Source organism: Citricoccus sp. K5, assembly GCF_902506195.1.
Classification (GTDB): domain Bacteria; phylum Actinomycetota; class Actinomycetes; order Actinomycetales; family Micrococcaceae; genus Citricoccus.
The window spans coordinates 1,532,504-1,552,945 of sequence record NZ_LR732817.1 but is presented as its reverse complement, the minus strand read 5'-3'; the positions used below and the strand labels follow the sequence as shown (position 1 = coordinate 1,552,945).

Annotated in this window: 21 protein-coding genes; 19 read left to right on the top strand and 2 right to left on the bottom strand. The window is 69.8% G+C overall.

The features are described from left to right. The first annotated feature begins 1 nt into the window (after position 1). Positions 2-214 (top strand): hypothetical protein, encoded by a 213-nt coding sequence (locus BOSE125_RS06955; protein ID WP_159551198.1) that lies wholly within the window; start codon positions 2-4, stop codon positions 212-214. A 38-nt stretch (positions 215-252) separates the two neighbouring features. Here the strand turns inward: BOSE125_RS06955 and dtd are convergent, their stop codons facing one another. Next, on the bottom strand, positions 253-705 hold the full coding sequence (dtd, locus tag BOSE125_RS06950) for a D-aminoacyl-tRNA deacylase (RefSeq protein WP_159551196.1): 453 nt from the start codon (positions 703-705) through the stop codon (positions 253-255). A 71-nt stretch (positions 706-776) separates the two neighbouring features. On the opposite strand from dtd, the gene BOSE125_RS06945 reads away from it, so the two are divergent. From BOSE125_RS06945 to nusB, 13 genes are all read left to right on the top strand, one after another. Next, a complete protein-coding gene (locus BOSE125_RS06945) occupies positions 777-2,315 on the top strand; it encodes a replication-associated recombination protein A (protein ID WP_236557860.1) in 1,539 nt (512 codons plus the stop codon). A gap of 97 nt (positions 2,316-2,412) precedes the next feature. Beyond that, the gene (locus BOSE125_RS06940; protein ID WP_159551194.1) at positions 2,413-2,925 is read left to right on the top strand and encodes a general stress protein; all 513 of its coding nucleotides are present in this window, start codon (positions 2,413-2,415) and stop codon (positions 2,923-2,925) included. A 330-nt stretch (positions 2,926-3,255) separates the two neighbouring features. Further along, the gene (rpsD, locus tag BOSE125_RS06935; RefSeq protein WP_159551192.1) at positions 3,256-3,882 is read left to right on the top strand and encodes a 30S ribosomal protein S4; all 627 of its coding nucleotides are present in this window, start codon (positions 3,256-3,258) and stop codon (positions 3,880-3,882) included. 199 nt (positions 3,883-4,081) lie between these two features. Further along, positions 4,082-4,489, top strand: a complete 408-nt coding sequence (locus tag BOSE125_RS06930) for a hypothetical protein (protein ID WP_159551190.1) — start codon at positions 4,082-4,084, stop codon at positions 4,487-4,489. Positions 4,490-4,496: 7 nt separating this feature from the next. Then, positions 4,497-7,253, top strand: coding sequence for an alanine--tRNA ligase (gene alaS / locus BOSE125_RS06925; protein ID WP_159551188.1), 2,757 nt, complete (start codon positions 4,497-4,499; stop codon positions 7,251-7,253). Further along, positions 7,250-7,777 carry a Holliday junction resolvase RuvX gene (ruvX, locus tag BOSE125_RS06920; RefSeq protein ID WP_159551186.1) on the top strand — a complete coding sequence of 176 codons (528 nt, stop codon included), beginning with the start codon at positions 7,250-7,252 and terminating at the stop codon, positions 7,775-7,777. The genes alaS and ruvX overlap by 4 nt, the downstream gene beginning before the upstream one ends. Continuing rightward, positions 7,770-9,143 (top strand): endolytic transglycosylase MltG, encoded by a 1,374-nt coding sequence (gene mltG, locus BOSE125_RS06915; RefSeq protein ID WP_159551184.1) that lies wholly within the window; start codon positions 7,770-7,772, stop codon positions 9,141-9,143. Before ruvX ends, mltG begins: the two co-directional genes overlap by 8 nt. Continuing rightward, a complete protein-coding gene (locus BOSE125_RS06910) occupies positions 9,136-10,071 on the top strand; it encodes a shikimate dehydrogenase (protein ID WP_236557859.1) in 936 nt (311 codons plus the stop codon). The genes mltG and BOSE125_RS06910 overlap by 8 nt, the downstream gene beginning before the upstream one ends. A 51-nt stretch (positions 10,072-10,122) precedes the next feature. Continuing rightward, on the top strand, positions 10,123-11,367 hold the full coding sequence (gene aroC, locus BOSE125_RS06905) for a chorismate synthase (RefSeq protein WP_159551180.1): 1,245 nt from the start codon (positions 10,123-10,125) through the stop codon (positions 11,365-11,367). Next, positions 11,364-11,945 (top strand): shikimate kinase, encoded by a 582-nt coding sequence (locus BOSE125_RS06900; protein ID WP_236557858.1) that lies wholly within the window; start codon positions 11,364-11,366, stop codon positions 11,943-11,945. Before aroC ends, BOSE125_RS06900 begins: the two co-directional genes overlap by 4 nt. Next, entirely contained in the window at positions 11,942-13,075 is a 1,134-nt protein-coding gene (gene aroB / locus BOSE125_RS06895) for a 3-dehydroquinate synthase (protein ID WP_159551178.1), read from the top strand. Before BOSE125_RS06900 ends, aroB begins: the two co-directional genes overlap by 4 nt. Before the next feature lie 134 nt (positions 13,076-13,209). Further along, positions 13,210-13,773: an elongation factor P gene (gene efp, locus BOSE125_RS06890; protein WP_159551176.1), complete on the top strand. Its 564-nt coding sequence runs from the start codon at positions 13,210-13,212 to the stop codon at positions 13,771-13,773. Positions 13,774-13,791: 18 nt separating this feature from the next. Continuing rightward, positions 13,792-14,202: a transcription antitermination factor NusB gene (gene nusB, locus BOSE125_RS06885; RefSeq protein ID WP_159551174.1), complete on the top strand. Its 411-nt coding sequence runs from the start codon at positions 13,792-13,794 to the stop codon at positions 14,200-14,202. On the opposite strand, the gene BOSE125_RS06880 is transcribed toward nusB, so the two are convergent. Then, a complete protein-coding gene (locus BOSE125_RS06880) occupies positions 14,180-15,469 on the bottom strand; it encodes a PrsW family intramembrane metalloprotease (RefSeq protein ID WP_159551172.1) in 1,290 nt (429 codons plus the stop codon). The two genes, nusB and BOSE125_RS06880, sit on opposite strands and share 23 nt — an antisense overlap. A gap of 122 nt (positions 15,470-15,591) precedes the next feature. Between BOSE125_RS06880 and pyrR the strand changes: the two genes are divergently transcribed. From pyrR to carA, 5 genes are all read left to right on the top strand, one after another. Further along, positions 15,592-16,212, top strand: a complete 621-nt coding sequence (gene pyrR / locus BOSE125_RS06875; RefSeq protein WP_159551170.1) for a bifunctional pyr operon transcriptional regulator/uracil phosphoribosyltransferase PyrR — start codon at positions 15,592-15,594, stop codon at positions 16,210-16,212. Then, positions 16,209-17,222, top strand: a complete 1,014-nt coding sequence (locus BOSE125_RS06870; protein ID WP_159551168.1) for an aspartate carbamoyltransferase catalytic subunit — start codon at positions 16,209-16,211, stop codon at positions 17,220-17,222. The genes pyrR and BOSE125_RS06870 overlap by 4 nt, the downstream gene beginning before the upstream one ends. Next, positions 17,219-18,631 (top strand): dihydroorotase, encoded by a 1,413-nt coding sequence (locus tag BOSE125_RS06865; RefSeq protein WP_159551166.1) that lies wholly within the window; start codon positions 17,219-17,221, stop codon positions 18,629-18,631. Before BOSE125_RS06870 ends, BOSE125_RS06865 begins: the two co-directional genes overlap by 4 nt. Then, positions 18,628-19,185 (top strand): hypothetical protein, encoded by a 558-nt coding sequence (locus BOSE125_RS06860; protein WP_236557857.1) that lies wholly within the window; start codon positions 18,628-18,630, stop codon positions 19,183-19,185. Before BOSE125_RS06865 ends, BOSE125_RS06860 begins: the two co-directional genes overlap by 4 nt. Before the next feature lie 84 nt (positions 19,186-19,269). After that, a complete protein-coding gene (carA, locus tag BOSE125_RS06855) occupies positions 19,270-20,442 on the top strand; it encodes a glutamine-hydrolyzing carbamoyl-phosphate synthase small subunit (RefSeq protein ID WP_159551164.1) in 1,173 nt (390 codons plus the stop codon).

The following is a 20,442-nucleotide window of genomic DNA, read 5'->3' as shown; positions in this document are numbered from 1 at the left end:
CGTGGCGCCCGAAGGCGGGCAGGATCAGCGCCGGGACAGCATCCCACCGACGGCGGTGCGGCTGCTGCCGGTCCTGATCGTCACCTTTGCACTGAACGTGCTGATCGACCAGTCCACGGAATGGCCGATGCTGCTGCGCTGGGGAATTGCCCTGGCCGGCGGCATCGCGGCACAGTTCATCGTGGTGCGCCTCTGGGCCTCGCGCCAGCGGTGACCTCTACCCGGTGACGGCCACTGGGTGACCGCGGCGGATCAACCCCGCCGCGGCCCCGCCAGGTCCTCCGTGTCCACCCACACGGTGAAGGGGCCCGAGTTGACCAGGGCGACGTCCATCATGGCTCCGAAGACCCCGCGTTCCACGGGCACGCCCAGCGCCTCCAGCGCGGTGATGAACCGCTCGTACAGCGGCTCAGCCTGATCGCCCTTCGCGGACCGCGTCCACGAGGGGCGGCGTCCCTTCCGGACGTCCCCGTACAGGGTGAACTGGCTGACCACGAGGGCGGCGGCACCGGCCCCGACGAGGGATTCCTCGCCCTCGAGGATGCGCAGGTGCGCCACCTTCTCGGCCAGCTGGACCGCCTCCGCCTCGGTGTCCTGGACCGAGACCCCCAGCAGCACCACGAGCCCGGGGGAGTCGAGGCGACCGGTCACCCGGCCCTCAACGGTCACGGACGCGGACGTTGCCCTCTGCAGCACAGCTCTCATGGCTCCATTCTCCCCGCATGCGCCCCGCCCCGGGCGCCCAGCCCGTCCGGGGCGGCGGCTAGGCTGGGCCGGTGAGTGATTTGTTCAGTGTGCTCGGCGGCGGGGACCATGACGATGACGGCGCATCGGGCACCCCGCACGACGACGGCGCCTCCTCGGGCGGTCGCGATCGCCCCAGTGCCCCCTTGGCTGTGCGCATGCGCCCGCGCACCGTAGACGAGGTGGTCGGCCAGCAGCACCTGCTCCACGTCGGTTCCCCACTGCGCAAGCTGGCCGAGGGCGCGGCCGGCGGCAAGGGCGGCCGCGGTGCCGGGCCGTCGTCGCTCATTCTGTATGGGCCTCCCGGCACCGGCAAGACGACCCTGGCGACCGTGATCGCCCGGGGACCGGGCCGCAAGTTCGTGGAGCTGTCCGCCATCAACGCCGGCGTCAAAGACGTGCGGGCGGTCATGGACCAGGCGCTGAACGACCGGGACCTCTACGGCCGGACCACGGTGCTGTTCCTGGACGAGATCCACCGGTTCAACAAGGCCCAGCAGGACGCCCTGCTGCCCGGGGTGGAGAACCGATGGGTGGTGCTGGTGGCCGCGACCACCGAGAACCCGTCCTTCTCCGTGGTGGCACCGCTGCTGTCCCGGTCCATCATGCTCACGCTCAAGCCGCTCACGGACGCGGACATCGGCGGTGTGCTGGACCGTGCGGTCGCCGATGAGCGGGGACTCAACGGCGCGGTCGTGCTCGAGGACGAGGCCCGCGAGTACCTGGTGCGCATGGCCCAGGGAGACGCCCGCCGGGGGCTGACCACCCTGGAGGCCAGTGCCGGCGTGGCCCTGGACCGGTGGGAGGCCGCCGGCTTCGACGAATCAGGCGAGCCCGACGAGTATGACGAGCCTGGGGACCGCCCGGAACTGCCCTCGATCACCCTCCAGGACGCGGCCCAGGCCATGGATCGCGCGGTGCTGCGCTATGACAAGGCCGGTGACCAGCACTATGACGTCATCAGCGCGTTCATCAAGTCGATCCGCGGTTCGGACGTGGACGCCTCCCTCCACTACCTGGCACGGATGCTGGAGGCGGGCGAGGACCCGAGGTTCATCTCCCGGCGCCTGATCATCTCCGCCTCCGAGGACATCGGGATGGCTGATCCGACAGCACTGCAGACCGCCGTGGCGGCAGCACAGGCCGTGCAGCTCATCGGCATGCCGGAGGGGCGGCTGGTCCTGGCCGAAGCCACCGTGCACCTCGCCACCGCCCCCAAGTCCAACGCCTCCTACGCCGCCATCAACGAGGCCGTGGCGGACGTCCGTGCCGGGCTGTCCGGGGAGGTGCCGCCCCACCTGCGGGACGCCCACTACCCGGGAGCTGCCGGCCTGGGCCACGGCAAGGGGTACATCTACTCCCATGACGCCCCGCATTCGGTGGCCCGGCAGCAGTACCTGCCGGATTCGCTCCGTGGGAAGGACTACTACCGTCCCAAGCAGAACGGCGTCGAAAGAAACCTGGGGGACCGGGTGCAGCACCTGCGGTCGATCATCCGGGGCACCCCACATCCGGCCCCACCGACACCACCGGCACCACCGGCAGCCGAACGGGACGAATCCAGCGAGTAGGCCCCTAAGCTGAAGGTGTCCGTACCCGCTATGACCGTGGTTCGGCCTCGGGACCACCTTCGGGGGTCCACCGGCCGCGGAGATCGGAGCAACTGCCATGTCCACTCCCGCGAACAATCCGGCCAGCCGTCTTGTGCAGAACACCGCCCAGGTCGACTACCGGATCCTCAAGTCGGTGGCCGCCTACGAGCAGGCCCAGGAACTGGTGGACCGCCTCTCCGATGGCGGCTTCCCCGTGGAGAAGACCAGGATCGTCGGCACGGGCCTCCGGTCGGTCGAGCAGGTCACCGGCCGGATGACCACCGGCAAGGCGGCTGGGCAGGGAGCCCTCGGCGGCATGTGGTTCGGCCTGATGATCGGCATCCTGTTCCTGATCCTGGCGCCCGGCAACTTCTTCCTGATCCTGCTTCTGGCGCTGGGCTTCGGTGCCGTGTGGGGCGCGATCTTCGGAGCGCTCGGCCACGCGGCCACCCGAGGCCGCCGGGACTTCTCCTCCGTCCAGGTCATGGAGGCCGAGTCCTACGACGTGCTCGTGGAGGCCTCCCACATCAACCAGGCCGCACAGGTCGCCAATGGGCAGCCCATGCCGGAACAGGACCCAGAGGTCTAGTCCCGAGCCGTTGCCTCCGTACCGTAGGGCCAGCTGGCCAATGGACCAGTCGGTCGGGGGAGCGGTGCAGAACTGGTAGACTCTTCTGCTGTCTGGCAAGCGCCGCCAGTTCTCCCTGCCCCGTTCCGGCCTGAGCCGGTGGTGTGGGGAGGCCCCGTCCGGGTCCTGCGGCGCTGTAGCAATGACGGGCAGCGGCATGCCCCTCAGTTCTCCCGAAGGACGCACGGGAGGCCAGGTTCCGGTCCACCCTTGTCACACCGCGGGAGCCCCCGCCTCGTGTCAGGACCGGAGACAAACCAGAATCGTGCCGCCTGACAAGAAAGGTCCCTCGTGGCTTCCAACCTCCGTACCCGCCGCACCGTGCGCCACTCGCGCGCACTCGGCATTGCCCTGACCCCCAAGGCCGAGAAGTACATGGAGCGCCGTCCGTACGGTCCCGGCCAGCATGGCCGTGCCCGTCGCAAGGCCGACTCCGACTACTCGGTGCGCCTGAAGGAAAAGCAGCGTCTGCGCGCCCAGTACAACATCCGCGAGGCGCAGATGCGCCGCTACTTCGAAGAGGCCAAGCGCACCTCGGGCCTGACCGGTGAGAACCTGGTCGAGCTGCTCGAGATGCGTCTTGACGCCCTCGTGCTGCGCTCCGGCTTCGCCCGCACCATCCAGCAGGCCCGCCAGATGGTCGTGCACCGCCACATCATGGTGGACGGCGCCCGCGTGGACCGCCCGTCCTTCCGCGTGAAGGAGGGCCAGCTGATCCACGTGCACGAGCGTTCGGAGAAGATGGTCCCCTTCCAGATCTCCGCCACCGGCGCCCACCAGGACGTCCTGCCGGCCGTCCCGGGTTACCTGGACGTCGAGATCGACAAGCTGCAGTCCAAGCTGTCCCGCCGCCCGAAGCGCTCCGAGGTCCCCGTGACCTGCGAAGAGCAGCTCGTCGTCGAGTACTACGCACGCTGATCCCTTCCGGATCTGCTGCGGCGGAAACTGCCTGAGAACCCGGCGTCCCCTCGAGGGGACGCCGGGTTTCGGCTTTAAGGACAGACAGCGGGCCTGGCGCCGAGCCCGGGATGCCAGGGCCGGCGTCGGGCGCTGAAGTTCCACGCCGGGGCCGCGGCCCCGGTAGGGTGGACCAGGCACTGAAGCGAAAGGAAATCCCGTGATCAAGCGCGTAATGCTGGTGGGAGTGGGGGCAGCCGTCGGCTGGCTCGGACACACCGTCTTCAGCAAGGGACGTGACGCCGCAGCCCTGCGGGCCGAGGAGACGATCCGCCACACGCTGAACCCGGAGAACATCGGGCGCAATGCCGGGCAGGCCGCGGCCACCGCCCTGGCCGCCAGCGCCCGTTCCTTCGCGTATCAGCTGCGCGAGGAAGTGCCGGCCTGGAAGACCATGTCGTCCTCCCTGGCCGACCCCGCGCCGCAGCAGGAACGGTCCCGGACCACGGCCGCTGCAGCCGCCCAGGATGTCCCGGACGCCGCGCACACCACCATCACGGGTACCGCCACGGAAGGCCCCGCGGACAGGTCCACACCCCGACCCACCGACCCCCGAAAGCAGTCGTAGAGCAGTCATGAAGTCCCAGGACATCGCCAGCCGCTGGCTGGATTTCTTCGCCAAGAAGGACCACTCCGTCGTTCCCTCGGCATCGTTGGTCTCCCCGGACCCGTCGTTGCTGTTCACGATCGCCGGCATGGTTCCCTTCATCCCGTACTTCCTGGGCCAGGAGACCCCGCCCTACCAGCGGGCCACCACCGTGCAGAAGTGCATCCGCACCGCGGACATCGAAGAGGTCGGCAAGACGGTCCGCCACGGCACCTTCTTCCAGATGTGCGGCAATTTCTCCTTCGGGGACTACTTCAAGGAGAAGGCCATCCCCTACGCCTGGGAGCTGCTGACGACGCCCCAGGACCAGGGCGGCTTCGGCCTGGACCCCGAGCGCCTGTGGGTCACGGTGTACGAGGAGGATGACGAGGCCGAGCGCATCTGGCGCGAGGAGGTCGGTTTCCCGGCCGAACGCATCCAGCGCCTGGGCAAGGAGGACAACTACTGGCACACCGGCCAGCCCGGCCCCGGTGGCCCGGACTCCGAGATCTTCTATGACCGGGGACCTGAGTACGGCCGCGAGGGCGGCCCGTCCGCGGACGAGAACCGCTACATGGAGATCTGGAACCTGGTCTTCATGCAGTACCAGCTCTCCGAGGTCAACTCGCAGACCGACTTCACCGTGGCCGGAGAGCTGGACCACAAGAACATCGACACCGGACTGGGCCTCGAACGACTCGCCATGATCCTGCAGGGCGTGGAGAACATGTACGAGACGGACCAGGTCCGCCCCGTCCTGGACCGCGCCGCCACCCTGGCCGGCAAGGAGTACTCCTCCACCGAGGACGCCACGGATCCGCGCTACACGGATGACGTTCGCCTGCGGATGATCGCCGACCACATCCGCTCTGCGTTGATGCTCATCACCGACGGCGTGGTGCCCGGCAACGAGGGCGGCGGCTACGTGCTGCGCCGCCTGATCCGCCGCGCCGTGCGGGCCATGCGCCTGATGGGCGTGACCGACCCGGTGCTGCCCGAGCTGCTGCCGGTCTCCCGCGACGCCATGAAGGGCACCTACCCGGAGGTCGAGCGGGACTTCGACCGCATCGCCCGGATCGCCTACAACGAGGAGAAGGCCTTCCTGCGGACCATCGCCGCCGGCACGGCCCGGATGGACTCGGCCGTCACGGCCGCGAAGTCCGCCGCGCACGCCACCGCAGGCGAAGGTGCCACGGCAGGCATCTCCGGTGCCGACGCGTTCGAACTGCATGACACCTACGGGTTCCCCATCGACCTCACCCTCGAGATGGCCGAGGAGGCCGGGGTGGCCGTGGACGAGGCCGGTTTCCGCGAGCTCATGACCGAGCAGCGCGACCGTGCCCGCCAGGACGCCAAGTCCAAGAAGTCCGGTCACGTGGACTCCTCGGCCTACCGCCAGCTGCAGGCCGAGGGGAACACCGTCTTCACCGGCTACACCGAGCACACCACCGAGGCCCGCATCCGCGGCCTGCTGAGCGGCGGCCAGCAGGTCACCTCGGCCACCGCCGGGCAGGAACTCGAACTGGTGCTGGACGCCACGCCCTTCTACGCCGAGTCTGGAGGCCAGGCTGCTGACACCGGTCTCATCACCGGTGACGGCTTCGTCCTCGAGGTCCTCGACGTCCAGTCCCCGATCCGCGGCCTGAGCGTGCACCAGGTCAAGGTCGTCGAGGGCGAGGTGCCCGCCGGGGCCACCGCCGTCGGTGCCATCGATCTGCAGCGGCGCCTGGACGCCCAGAAGGCCCACACCGGCACGCACCTGGTGCACGCCGCCCTCCACCAGATCCTCGGCCCGGAGGCCACGCAGTCCGGCTCCTTCAACAAGGAGGGCTACCTGCGCTTCGACTTCCGCTGGGGCGAGGCCATGAGCGAGATGGCCCGGTCCGAGGTCGAGGAGGTCTCCAACCTGGCCATCCGGGACAACCACCCCGTGCTGACCCGGGAGATGTCCCTGGAGGAGGCACGCGGCCTCGGGGCGATGAGCCTGTTCGGCGAGAAGTATGGAGACCGCGTGCGTGTGGTCGAGGTCAACGGCGCCTGGTCCCGCGAGCTGTGCGGTGGAACCCATGTGGGCGCCACAGCGGAGATCGGTTCCCTGGCCCTGCTCGGCGAGCAGTCCGTGGGCTCCGGCAACCGCCGCGTGGAGGCCCTCGTGGGGCTGGACGCCTTCCGCCACCTGGCCACCGAGCGCACGCTCGTCAACGAGCTCACCGGCCTCCTCAAGGTCCCGGCGGACCAGGTCAAGGACCGGGTTGCCGGCACCCTGGCCCGGCTCAAGGAGGTCGAGAAGGAACTCGCCGGCCTGCGCTCGGCCCAGCTGCAGGCCGAGGCCGGCCGGCTCGTCGAGAACGCCGTGGCGGTATCCGGTCCCGGCGCCACCGTCACGGTCCTGGCGCACGACGCCGGCCCGGTCGGCTCGGGCGACGAGCTGCGGACCCTCGTACTGGATCTGCGTTCCCGGTTGGAAAACCAGTCCGGCAACGCCGCGGGCACCCCCGTGGTGGTGGCCATGGCCGGCACCGCCAAGGGGCGTCCGCTCGTGGTGGTCGGCACCAACCAGGCCGCCCGCCAGTCCGGCCTGAAGGCCGGCGCCCTCGTCAAGACCGCCTGCGGGGTGCTCGGCGGAGGCGGTGGCGGCAAGGATGACGTGGCGCAGGGCGGCGGCCAGGACGCGACCCGGATCGATGACGCCCTGGTGGCCGTGCGGACGGCGATCGAGTCGACGGTCGGGGCCGCAGGCGCGTGAGCGGCGCACTGCAGCGCGGGGTCCGGCTCGGAGTCGACGTCGGCAAGGCCCGCGTCGGCCTCGCCGCCTCGGACCCGGACGGCATCCTGGCCACCCCGGTGAAGACGCTCCGGCGGGACCTCAAGAAGGGTTTCGACCGGCGGCTGATCGTCCGGGAGGCCCTGGAACGCGCGGCCGTGGTGGTCTACGTCGGGTATCCGGTGAACATGCAGGGCCGGTCCACGGAATCCACCGAGGACGCCCACCGCTATGCCCAGGACCTGGCAGCGGAGCTGCTCGCCGCCGGAAGCCCGGCACGGGTGCACCTCGTGGACGAACGCCTCAGCACCGTCACGGCCCACCGGCAACTGCATGAGGCCGGCCGGGGGAGCCGGACCCACCGCGAGGTCGTGGACCAGGTGGCGGCCGTGCAGATACTCGAGCAGGCCTTGAATATGCAACAATCACTCCAGCGGGACGCCGGGCGCCCCGTGCTAGTTCCTGCGCCAGAAGGACCAGAGGGAGAGGACGGGACACGTGGCTGACCTGACTCCTGACGATCCGACTCCTGACGATTCCCGGAACCCGCAGTCCCCGTTGACCCGGCGAGAATTGCGCCGCCGCGAGGAGGCGCGCCGCTCAGAGCACGAGGCCAGCCTGGACGAGGACCGCCGCGAGTATCCGCAGGCCGAGTCCGCCGAGGGGCCTGCTGAGGGTCCTGCTGAGCGGATCACCACGGACGGCACCCCCGTCATCGTCCGCCCAGCCGGCCGCAAGGGGTACCAGACCGTCACCATCAACCGGGACCGCTCCCCGGACGCCGAACAGCAGGCGAAGAAAGTGGCGCGCCGGAAGCGGCGCCGCCGCCGCAACATCGCTCTGACCTCGGCCTTCGCCGTGTTCGTGCTGCTGGTGGCGGGCTTGTCCTTCGCACTGAAGGCCATCCTGCCGGATCCGGTCGCCGAGGACTACCCGGGCCCCGGCGGTGCGGAGGTGGTCTTCTCCGTCAACGAGGGTGAGGGTGCCATCGCCATCGGGAACCGCCTTGTGGACGAGGACATCGTGGCCAGCAGCGCCGCCTTCATCGAGGCCGTCAACCAGTCGCGGTCGGAGAACTCCATCCAGCCGGGCGAGTATCCGCTGAGGAAGCAGATGAAGGCCGCGGACGCCGCGGCCATCCTCCAGCGTGACGGTGAGGGCCAGGTCCACTACGTCGCTGTGAACCGCGGCATGCGCCTGGGTGAGGCCTTGAGCGCCGTCAGTGAGTCAACGGGCATCTCCGTCCAGGACCTGGAGGCGGCTGCGGCGGACCCCACTGACTTCGGGCTTCCCGCCGAGGCCCCCAGCCTGGAAGGCTACCTGGCTCCGGGGGAGTACCGCTTCCCGGTGGACGCCGAGCCGGCCGAGATCTTCGCCATGATGATCGAGCCGACCATGGCCGAGCTCGAGGAGCAGGGGATCACGGACGAGTCCGAGCAGTTCCGCGCCGTGACGATCGCCTCCATCCTGGAGGCCGAGGCGTTGACGGATGACTACCCGATCGTTGCCGGCATCATCGAGAACCGCCTCGATCCGTCCAACGAGGAAACCGGCGGCTACCTGCAGATCGATGCCACGGTGATCTATGGGCTCGGCCAGCGCCAGCTGCAGTTCTCGGAGGAGGACAAGCAGGATGCCTCGAATGAGTACAACACCTATGCCCACCGCGGCCTGCCGCCCGGACCCATCGGCGCCCCGTCCACCCAGGCACTCGATGCGGCGGCGCACCCGGAGGACAACGACTACTACTACTGGGTGACCACCAACATCGAGACCGGCGAGACGAAGTTCGCAGAGGACTATGCCCAACACCGCATCTACCAGCAGGAATACCGCGACTACTGCGCCGACAACGCGGAGATCTGTGGTTAGGCCGTCCGCCGGAGTCCTCGGCCATCCCATCTCGCACTCGAAGTCACCGGCCCTGCACCGGGCCGCCTACCGTGCCCTGGGCCTGGATGTCGCCTACGACGCCCATGACGTGACACCGGAGGCGCTGCCCGCCTTCATGGCCGGCCTGGACCGGAGTCCAGGGGCGGGCTTCGACTGGCTCGGATTCTCGGTCACCATGCCGCTGAAGTCCGCGATGATGCCGCTGGTGGACCATTACTCGCCGCGGGCCGAGCGGCTCGGGTTCCTCAACACCGTCGTCTGGGACGGGGACGGGATCTCCACGGCCTACAACACGGACGTGGAGGGCATCGTCGAGTCGCTCGTGTTCGCGGGCTACCAGCGTGAGGTGACCGGCGGCCGGATGGGCATCCTCGGTGGTGGCGGGACCGCCGCGGCAGCCATCGCCGCCGCGGAGAAGCTGGGGCTGGCCGGCGTCGACCTGTTCGTCCGTACCCCGGCCAAGGCCGCCGAGCACGCCGAACTCGCGCGCGGCTTCGGCCTGGCACCCCGCGTCCGCCTCCTGGAGGACTTCCCGACGGCGGCCGGCGGTTTCCGTGCCGTCGTCGCCACGCTGCCCCCGCGCGCCGCGGACCCGACCGCCGGGTCCCTGGCCGGCGCGTTGGCGGGGGCGCAGAAAGGGGAGCAGAACTCGGACACGGCGGGGAGCTCAGAGCCCGCACCGTTGCCCCCCCTGCTGGACGCCGCCTACGACCCGTGGCCGTCCGAACTGGCGATGGCCTGGCAGCAGCAGGGCGGCCAGGTGGTCAGCGGCCTGGAGATGTTGCTGTATCAGGCCGTCGAGCAGGTCCGCCTGTTCACGGAGCGCATCCGCCCGGCCGGGACGGAACCCGACTGGCCCGCCGTCATCGCCGCGATGGCCGCCGCCATCGACCTTCCGGAGCGCTGAACCCGGTCATACGGTCCGGAACCCCGTGCGGACCATGAGAGAATCGAATCCATGGTGCGCTGGTTGACAGCGGGCGAATCACATGGGCCCGCACTCGTTGGAATCATTGAAGGGATGCCCGCGGGCATCCCCCTGACCACCTCTATGGTGCAGGACGCCCTGGCGCGCCGGCGCCTGGGCTATGGCCGTGGTGCCCGCATGAAGTTCGAGCAGGACCAGGTCACCCTCGTCGGCGGGGTCCGCCACGGTTCCACCCTGGGCTCCCCGGTCGCCATCGAGATCGCCAACACCGAATGGCCGAAGTGGGAGAAGGTCATGTCGGCCGATCCCGTGGACGCGGACGAACTCGACGGCCTGGCTCGCAACGCCGCCCTCACCCGTCCCCGTCCCGGCCACGCCGACCTGGCCGGCATGCAGAAGTACGGCTTCGATGAGGCCCGCCCCCTGCTGGAGCGCGCCTCCGCCCGCGAGACCGCGGCGCGCGTGGCCCTGGGCACCGTGGCCTCCTCCTTCCTGGCGGAACTGGGCATCCGCACCGTCTCCCACACCACGGCTGTCGGCACGGTGTCCGTGCCGGAGGGTGCTGAGTTGCCCGCACCGGATGACGTGACCGCGCTGGACGCGGATCCGCTGCGGTGCTTCGATAAGTCCACCTCGGACGCCATGGTCGCCGAGGTCGATGCCGCCCACAAGGAGGGCGAGACCCTCGGCGGCGTCGTCGAGGTCCTGGCCTACGGCGTGCCGGTGGGGCTGGGCAGCCATGTCCACTGGGACCGCCGTCTGGACTCGCTGCTCTCCGGCGCCCTCATGGGCATCCAGGCCATCAAGGGCGTCGAGGTCGGTGACGGCTTCACCACCGCCGCCCGCCGCGGCACCGCCGCCCATGACGAGATCGTCCGCGGCCCCGACGGGTATCCGGTCCGCACGTCCAACCGGGCCGGCGGCATCGAGGGCGGCATGAGCACCGGGGGAGTGGTCCGCGTGCGTGCGGGCATGAAGCCGATCGCCACCGTCCCCAAGGCCCTGCGCACCGTGGACACGGCCACCGGCCAGGACACGAAGGCCCACCACCAGCGCTCGGACGTGTGCGCCGTGCCGGCGGCCGGCGTCGTGGCCGAGGCCATGGTCTGCCTCGTCCTCGCCCAGGCCGTCCTGCAGAAGTTCGGGGGAGACTCCGTGGCGGAGACGAAGCGGAACCTGGACTCCTTCGTGGCCTCGCTCGAACCGCTGCCGGTCTCGCATGAGGACGCGCCGGTCGAGCTGGCCGAGGCGCCCATGGGTGACCCGCTGCAGTGAGTTCCACAACCGGCGGCGGCCCTGGTTGGTCACCTGGCCGGCGGATCGTGCTCGTGGGGCCCATGGGGTCCGGCAAGTCGACCGTCGGACTCGTCCTGGGCCGCAGGCTCGGTCTGCAGCGCCTGGACGCCGATGACCTCTTCGTGACCCAGCACGGTGCCATCTCGGACTACTTCTCCCGCAACGGTGAACCGGCCTTCCGCCAGGCCGAGGAGGAGGTCATCGGCGAGGTCCTCTCCCGCGCCGAACCCTGCGTGCTGTCCCTGGGCGGGGGAGCGGTGCTCAGCGCCCAGACCCGCGACCGGCTGCGGCATGGATCCCATGTCGTCTACCTCACGGTGGCGGAGGATGCGGCTCTGGCCCGGCTCAACGGCGGCCTCGGCCGGCCCGTCCTCGCGGGGGACCCCGGCCGCACCTGGCGCCGCATCCTCGCCGAACGCCACGCCTTGTACCGTGAGGTATCGCAGTGGACGGTGGACACCACCGGCCGCTCCACCGAAGACCTGGCCACCCACATCATCCGCCTCGTCCGTCAGGCCGAGACCACCACCCCGACCACAGGAGCTGTCCATCCATGACTGAGCCGAACACCCCGTCCACCGAAACCGTCCCGGACGATGCCACCGTCATCCCCGTGGCCGGCGGATCGGGGTCAGCGGGCACCGGCGGCTACGACGTCGTGGTGGGCAAGGGCCTGCTGGGACGCCTGCCGGACATGCTCGGGCCCACGGTCCGCCGCGTCCTGGTCATCCACCCCCGGGCGTTGCGTGCCACCGGTGACGTGGTCAAGGCCGATCTGGAGACAGCCGGCTACCAGGCCCTCACCGCGGAGATCCCGGATGCCGAGGAGGGCAAGCACATCCAGGTGGCCGCGTTCTGCTGGCAGGTCCTGGGCCAGAACGACTTCACCCGCTCGGACGCCGTGGTGTCCGTGGGCGGCGGCTCCGTCTCCGACGTCGCCGGTTTCGTGGCGGCCACCTGGCTCCGCGGGGTCCGCGTGGTGCACTTCCCCACCACCCTCCTGGGCATGGTGGACGCCGCCGTGGGCGGCAAGGCCGGCATCAACACCTCCGAGGGCAAGAACCTGGTGGGTGCGTTCCACCCGCCCGCGGGAGTGCTCGCGGACCTGGACACACTGCTGACCCTGCCCCCGAACGAGCTGGTGTCCGGACTCGCGGAGGTCGTCAAGTGCGGCTTCATCGCGGACCCGGAGATCCTCACCATCATCGAGTCCTCCCCGGAACAGGCCCAGAACCCGCACTCGGCCCAGCTGCGCGAACTGATCGAGCGCTCGATCGCCGTCAAGGCGCAGGTGGTCTCCAGTGACCTGCGGGAGGCCGGCGCACGCGAGATGCTGAACTACGGCCACACCCTGGCGCACGCCATCGAACTGGCCGAGCGCTACCAGTGGCGCCACGGCGCCGCCGTGTCCGTCGGCCTGGTGTTCGCGGCCGAACTGGCGCGCTCCGTCGGACGCCTCGACGATGCCACCGCCGATCGCCACCGCACGATCCTCGAGTCGCTCGGTCTGCCGACGTCGTACTCCTCCGGCCGCTGGGAGACCCTGTTGGACGGCATCCGCCGGGACAAGAAGAACCGCGGGGACCAGCTGCGGTTCGTCCTCCTGGACGGCCTGGGCAAGCCGACGACCTATGACGTCCCGGATGCCTCGCTGCTGTTCGCGACCTACCAGGAGATAGCGGAGTGACCGCCAGGTGATCTCCGGGCGAACCCTGACTTGATCCGGGGTACCACCCTCATCACCTAGAATGGTCGACTGGACTTCCAGCGAGACCCGCCGACGCCATCGACTGGCCCCTTACCGACAGACGGAGATTGACAGTGGCAACCAGCAACGACATCAAGAACGGCACCGTGCTGAAAATGGACGGCCACCTGTGGAACGTCATCGAGTTCCAGCACGTGAAGCCGGGCAAGGGCGGGGCGTTCGTCCGCACCAAGATCCGGAACATCACCACCGGCAAGCTGGTGGACAAGACCTTCAACGCCGGCGCCAAGATCGAGACCGCCACCGTGGACCGCTCGGACTACGAGTACCTGTACCAGGACGGCGAGGACTACATCTTCATGGACACGGACACCTACGACCAGATCCCGGTGAACCCGGCTGTCGTGGGCGATGCCGCGAACTTCATGCTGGAGAACCAGAAGGTCACCATCGCCATGAACGAGGGCACCCCGCTGTACCTGGACATGCCGCCGTCGGTAGTCCTGGAGATCACCTACACCGAGCCCGGCCTGCAGGGCGACCGGTCCTCCGCCGGCACCAAGCCCGCGACCCTCGAGACCGGCTACGAGATCCAGGTCCCGTTGTTCGTGGACCAGGGCACCAAGGTCAAGGTGGACACCCGTTCGGGTGACTACCTCGGCCGCGTGAACGACTGACGGGACGACTGACGAACTGTGAGCGCACGAGGCAAAGCCCGGAGGCGCGCGCTGGAGGTCCTCTTCGAGGCCGAACAGCGCGGGACCACTCCGGATGAGGGCATCACCTCCCGCAGGGCATCCACGGCACAGGTGATCAACCCGTACACCGTGGAGATCATCCAGGGCGTGGTGGCCGAACAGGAGCGGATCGACGAGATCCTGTCCTCCTACGCCCAGGGCTGGACCCTGGACCGCATGCCGGCAGTGGACCGCGCCATCCTGCGGATCGGTGCCTGGGAACTGCTGTTCAACGACGAGGTGCCGGACCGTGTGGCGGTGGCCGAGGCGGTCACGATCGCCAAGGAACTGTCCACGGACGATTCCCCGGACTATGTCAACGGCCTGCTGGGCCGGATCCAGCAACTCAAGCCGACGCTGCTGGACTGACCGGGCCGCTGGGCCTAATCGCGCCGAAGAGCTCCTGCCGCTGACGGACCGTGTCCTGCAGCAGCCGGAGCTCTTCGGCGCTGTTGGCCTGCACATCGTGACCCCGCTCGATCCGGTGCCGCAGGGCGGCCAGGCGCAAGGCGGTCCGCTCGAAGGCACGGTGCTGGCTCCGGACCCCGAGTCCGCCGGCCCACCGGTGGCCCTGCCGCCGTCCCGGGGCTGTGCCGAAGAGGGCGATCTCCTCCGGCCAGAGCCACCCCGCCTCTCCGTAGCGACCCAGCATGCGCTGGGTCAGCCGTCGCTCGGCCCGCAACAACAGCACGACCGCGGCGACCGCCGCGATGAACAGCGGGACCTGCAACAGCAGGTAGAACGTGAAGAAGTCGTCGAAGATCAAGGCGAGTCCGCCGTTCCACAGGAAGTGCCCGGCCATGGCCGGGACCAGCCCCAGCAGGAACCACCCGATCCAGCCGACCCGGCCGAGCCGGCCCCTGGTGAACCGCCGGTGCGCGGCCACCCCCAGGAAGAACCCGATCCACACGGTGAACAGCACGTGGGCGAAGGGCGAGAACAGCCCCCGCAGCACGAAGGTGAACGCCAGCTCGGTGCCCCACCCGGCCTCGGTGTAGGCCGTGCCGAAATACAGGATGTTCTCCGTGAACGCGAAGCCGGCCGCCACCATGCCGGCGTAGACCACCCCGTCCACGGGACCGTCGAAGTGCCGGCGGGCCGCCAGGAAGATCACCACGAGGCCGGCGCCCTTCATGGTCTCCTCGATCACCGGGGCCTGCACCACCGCCCCGAAGGTGTCCGAGTCCAGTGAGGACAGCCCGCTGAAGGTCTCCATGAACACCTCGCCCAACGTGAGGGTGCCGAACACGGAGACCCCCGCGCCCCACAGGAAGGCGAAGACCAGCCAGCCGCGGGGCTCGGGATCCCACCGGTCGACCCAGAGGAGGGCGGCCACCACGATGCCGAGGGGGATCAGCGCCAGCAGCCCGACCACGAAGAGCGTCTCGGTGCCCAGGGCGCCGACCAGGAACAGGACCACCAGGGCGCCGACGGCCGCGGCTGTCACGAGCAGGGCGATGCCCCAGGCGTTGGAGCGGCGATTGCGCCGTGCGATCAGGTGCGCCGGGGGATAGGCCGCCGACGACGGGACGGTGGACTCAGGATGGTCCACAGGGTTGCCCGCACGGGGCACCGGTCCGGACCCGAGCGACCAATACGATGGGTCTGGTGCGGGGAGGTTCACCGGCTGCGTCATGGAACCATCCTGACACTAGGTCACCCTGCCGCGGTGATAGTGTTGACGCCGGACCAAACACACCCCACCCAGGGTTGCGTTTCCTTTAAGTTCCGTCCTGTGAGGCGGGGAAGGAGGCATGTGTGCAGGCTGAGAGCCGCGCTGTGCGCACCGTCCGGAATGTCCTTTCCGCGGCGGATATCGACCGGGCGCTGACCCGGATCGCCCACGAGATCCTCGAATCGAACCGTGGCCCGGCCGGCCTGGTCATCCTGGGCATTCCCCGCCGCGGTGTCCCCTTGGCCGAGCGTCTGGCCCGCAAGCTCGCCCGGATCGAACCGGGCTTCGACGCTGGGACCTCGACCGGTGAACTGGACGTCACCCTCTACCGGGACGACCTGCGCCGCTCCACCTCCCGCACCCCCGCGCCGACCCGCCTGCCGGACGCCGGAATCGACGGCGCCACCGTGGTGCTCGTGGATGATGTGCTCTATTCCGGGCGGACCATCCGTGCCGCCCTGGACGCCCTCAACGACTTCGGCCGCCCGGCCGCCGTCCGCCTCGCCGTCCTCGTGGACCGTGGTCACCGCGAACTGCCGATCCGGGCCGACTTCGTGGGCAAGAACCTGCCCACGTCCACCGCCGAGCGCGTCCAGGTCCGCCTCGTGGAGATCGACGGGCCGGATGCCACCGCCGAGGTCACCGTGGACGCCGTCTCGATCACCGACCACCCGGAGGCCAGCGCCCGGGGTGAGGCTCGGTGAAGCACCTGCTGTCCACCCAGGACCTCTCCCTCACCGACGCACTGCGCATCCTCGACACCGCCGAGGAGATGGCCACGGTCTCCGGCCGCGAGGTCAAGAAGCTTCCCGCCCTCCGCGGCCGCACCGTCGTCAACCTCTTCCTCGAGGACTCCACCCGGACCCGGATCTCCTTCGAGGCCGCGGCGAAGCGCCTGAGTGCGGACGTCATCAACTTCTCCGGCAAGGGCACCTCCGTCTCCAAGGGCGAGTCCCTGAAGGACACCGTCCAGACTCTCGAGGCCATCGGCGCCGACGCGATCGTGATGCGCCACTGGGCCTCCGGGGCGGCAGCCCAGCTCGCTGACTCCGGCTGGATCCGGTCCGCTGTGGTCAACGCCGGGGACGGGACACACGAGCACCCCACGCAGGCCCTCTTGGATGCCTTCACGTTGCGCCGCCGGCTGGCGCTGCGGAGCGGCACCGCGCCGCACGGCACGGACCTGGCCGGGATGAGGGTCGTCATCGTCGGGGACATCCTGCACTCCCGGGTGGCCCGCTCCAACCTGTGGCTGCTGACCACGCTCGGGGCCGAGGTGACCCTGGCCGCCCCGCCGACCTTGGTACCCGTGGGTGTGGAGGGCTGGCCCTGCACCGTGACGTACTCGCTCGATGAGGCTCTGAAGGGCGCACCGGATGCCGTGATGATGCTGCGCGTCCAGTCCGAGCGCATGCATGACGCGTTCTTCCCCTCGGCCGCCGAGTACACCCGGTCCTGGGGACTGACGGATGAGCGGCTCGGGATGCTGGAGGCCAACGGTGTGGAGGACGCGGTCATCATGCACCCCGGCCCCATGAACCGTGGCCTGGAGATCTCCGCTGCCGCCGCAGACTCCGCGCGCAACACGGCCCTGGAACAGGTCGCTAACGGCGTCTCGGTCCGGATGGCCGTGCTCTATCTGCTGCTTTCCGCCTCCGACAGTCCTGAACCGTCCACCCCGACTGCACCGTCCGACCGGAAGGCCACCGCATGAGCGCCACGTTTGACCACCGCAACCGGTACCTCATCACCGGCGGCACCCTGCCGGACGGCACCACCGCGGATGTCCTCATCGAGGACGGCCTGCTGGCCGCCGTCGGGCAGGACGCCCGGACGCGCGGCGGCGCGACGGCCTCGGACGAGACGGCTGAGGCGGCCGAGGTGATCGATGCCACCGGCCGCATCGTCCTCTCGGGGCTCGTGGACCTGCACACCCATCTGCGCCAGCCCGGCCGTGAGGACTCGGAGACCGTGGAGACGGGCACCCGCGCCGCGGCCCTCGGTGGCTTCACCTCGGTGCATGCCATGGCGAACTCCACGCCGGTCGCGGACTCGGCGGGCGTCGTCGAACAGGTCTGGCAGCTGGGCCGTGAGGCCGGCTGGTGCGACGTCCACCCCGTGGGCGCCGTCACCGTGGGTCTGGGCGGCGAACGCCTTGCGGAGCTCGGTGCCATGGCGCAGTCGCGGGCGGAGGTCCGGGTGTTCTCCGATGACGGCATGTGCGTCTGGGACCCGGTGCTGATGCGCCGGGCGCTGGAGTACGTCAAGGCCTTCGACGGCGTGATCGCCCAGCACGCCCAGGAGCCGAAGCTCACCGACGGCGCCCAGATGAACGAGGGGGCCCTGTCCTCGGTCCTGGGTCTGGCCGGCTGGCCCGCCGTGGCGGAGGAGGCGATCATCGCCCGGGACGTGCTGCTGGCTCAGCACGTGGGCTCCCGACTGCACGTCTGTCACGTCTCCACCGCCGGTTCCGTCGAGATCATCCGCTGGGCCAAGGAGCGCGGGATCGAGGTCACCGCCGAGGCGACCCCGCACCACCTGCTGCTGACCGAGGAACTCGTCCGCACCTACAACCCGGTCTACAAGGTCAACCCGCCCCTGCGCCGCGAGCAGGACGTGATGGCGTTGCGTGAGGGCCTGGCGGACGGCACGATCGACACGATCGGCACCGACCACGCACCGCACACCGCGGAGACCAAGGAATGCGAGTGGACGGTCGCGGCCATGGGCATGACCGGCCTGGAGACCGCCCTGCCGGTGGTCCAGCAGGCGCTCGTGGACACCGGGCTGATGGACTGGGCGGGCATCTCCCGTATCCTCAGCTCGACGCCGGCCCGCATCGCCCGCGTGGCGGACCAGGGCCGGATCTCCTCGGAGGGAGTCTTCGAGATCGGTGCCCCCGCCAACCTGACCGTCTACGACCCTTCGGTAACCCGGACCGTGGACCCGGATTCGCAGGCCACCAAGTCCCGCAACAGCCCCTTCCGCGGGATGGAGTTGCCCGGCCAGGTCACCGACGTCTTCAATCACGGGCACCCGGTCGTCCGGGACCGCGCCCTGGCCACGCCCCGGATGCAGCATCATCAGGACCAGCACCACCAGACAGGAAACACCCCGCAGTGAACGACTACAGCGCCGAGTACACCCTCATCGGAATCCTCACCGTCATCGGACTGGCCGTGGTTCTTCTGCTCATGTGGTGGGGATGGCGCAACCGTAAGCGACGCCAGCAGGACATCGCGGCCCCGGCACCCGTGCCGGCCGAGGTCCTGGAGTCCGAGCCCCTCGCCGGAGCCGAGGGCATGTACGTTGCCACGGTGCGCGGGCGGGACTACCTGGACCGGATCGCCGTCCACGACCTCGGTCTGCGCACCAATGCCCGGTTGGAGGTGCACCGCACCGGCGTTGCACTGCTGCGGGAGGGCGGGACCAACCTGTTCATCCAGCAGTCCGACCTCCGCGAGGCCCGTCTCGATTCCGGCATGAGTGGCAAGTTCGTGGAGAAGGGCGGATTGCTGGTGATCTCGTGGACGCTGGGCGATCGCGAGGTCTCCACCGGATTCCGGACCCGCGCCGCCAGCGACCGTGATCCGCTGCTGACCGCCATCCAGGCCCTGATCGACGGAGAGCCCCCGGCCACGCCGACGACCAGCTCCGTGGCCGCGCCGGACGCCTAGACGACTGATGCAGCACACGCCGCACACCAGAACGCACGACTACCCCACACACCCGCAGACACCCCCGCAGATGGAGAACAACTCGTGAGCCTCTTGAACCGCGAGCCGGCCGTACTGGTCCTGGCCGATGGAACAGTCCATCACGGCCAGGCCTATGGCCAGACCGGCACCACCCTGGGCGAGGCCGTCTTCACCACCGGCATGACCGGCTACCAGGAGACGCTGACCGATCCGTCCTACGCCCGCCAGATCATCGTGCAGACGTTCCCGCACATCGGCAACACCGGCGTCAACACCGAGGACGCCGAGTCCCGCGCCATCTTCGCCGCCGGCTACGTGGTCCGCGAGGCCGCCCGCGTCCCGTCGAACTGGCGATCCGAGCGGAGCCTGGAAGATGAGCTGGAAGCCCAGGGCGTCGTCGGGATCCAGGGCGTGGACACCCGTGCGGTGACCCGGCACCTGCGCTCCGCCGGTTCCATGAAGGCCGGGATCTTCTCCGGCGCGGCCGCCCGGCGTCCGCTCGCCGACCTCGTCGCCGAGGTCCAGGCCCAGCCGTCCATGGCCGGTGCCCGACTGGCGGATGAGGTGACCACGGAGTCCGCCTACGTCGTCGAGCCCGCCGAGCACGGCTGGGAGGGCCAGCCGCTGCACACCGTGGTGGCCCTCGACCTCGGCCTGAAGGCCGCCACGCCACGGCACCTGGCCTCCCGCGGCATCCGGCTCCACGTCCTGCCCGCCACCTCCTCCTTCGAGGACATCACCGCCCTGGACCCGGACGGCGTGTTCCTCTCCAACGGGCCGGGCGATCCCGCCACCGCCGACGACCAGGTCGCTCTGCTCCGGCAGGTCCTGGACGCCGGGCTGCCGTTCTTCGGCATCTGCTTCGGCAACCAGGTCTTCGGCCGGGCCCTGGGCTTCGGCACCTACAAGCTGCCCTTCGGCCACCGCGGCCCGAACCAGCCCGTCATGGACAAGACCACCGGGCGCGTGGAGATCACCTCCCAGAACCACGGCTTCGCCGTGGACGCCCCGTTGGGAGAGCCCGTCATGGCACCCCAGGCCGCCTACGGCCGTGTGGAGGTCTCGCACTGGTCCCTGAACGACCAGGTGGTCGAGGGCCTGCGCCTGTTGGACCGACCCGCCTTCTCCGTCCAGTTCCACCCCGAATCAGCCGCCGGCCCGCACGATTCGGTTCCCTTGTTCGACCGGTTCATCGCGATGATGACCGAGCAGTCCTCTACCTCCGAAGGAGCCTGA

Coding starts and splice junctions, on each gene's coding strand:
- alaS (WP_159551188.1), top strand. CDS start 4,497: ATGAAGTCCCAGGACATCGCCAGCCGCTGGCTGGATTTCTTCGCCAAG.
- BOSE125_RS06880 (WP_159551172.1), bottom strand. CDS start 15,469: ATGACGCAGCCGGTGAACCTCCCCGCACCAGACCCATCGTATTGGTCG.
- BOSE125_RS06940 (WP_159551194.1), top strand. CDS start 2,413: ATGTCCACTCCCGCGAACAATCCGGCCAGCCGTCTTGTGCAGAACACC.
- BOSE125_RS06865 (WP_159551166.1), top strand. CDS start 17,219: ATGAGCGCCACGTTTGACCACCGCAACCGGTACCTCATCACCGGCGGC.
- aroB (WP_159551178.1), top strand. CDS start 11,942: ATGACTGAGCCGAACACCCCGTCCACCGAAACCGTCCCGGACGATGCC.
- aroC (WP_159551180.1), top strand. CDS start 10,123: ATGGTGCGCTGGTTGACAGCGGGCGAATCACATGGGCCCGCACTCGTT.
- dtd (WP_159551196.1), bottom strand. CDS start 705: ATGAGAGCTGTGCTGCAGAGGGCAACGTCCGCGTCCGTGACCGTTGAG.